General features: G+C 53.6%; 2 tRNA genes. Both read left to right on the top strand.

The features are described 5' to 3' along the window. The first annotated feature begins 68 nt into the window (after nt 1-68). Nucleotides 69-141 (top strand) — tRNA-Val (locus ACWQAU_RS15195). 4 nt (nt 142-145) lie between these two features. Continuing rightward, nucleotides 146-218 (top strand) — tRNA-Lys (locus ACWQAU_RS15190). Nucleotides 219-220: the final 2 nt, after the last annotated feature.

Genomic DNA, 220 nt, shown 5'->3' with positions numbered 1-220 from the left:
AGCTTCTTAGCGCCGAGAGTAGTTGGGGGATCGCTCCCTGCGAGGGTAGGACGTTGCCATGCGAAATTGGAGGATTAGCTCAGTTGGGAGAGCGTCTGCCTTACAAGCAGAGGGTCACAGGTTCGAGCCCTGTATCCTCCATCATGAGCCGTTAGCTCAGTTGGTAGAGCATCTGACTTTTAATCAGAGGGTCGACAGTTCGAGACTGTCACGGCTCATT

The organism is Lactiplantibacillus sp. 3062 (assembly GCF_055413545.1).
The sequence above is the reverse complement of the archived record's forward strand: the minus strand, read 5'-3'. Positions and strand labels throughout refer to the sequence as shown.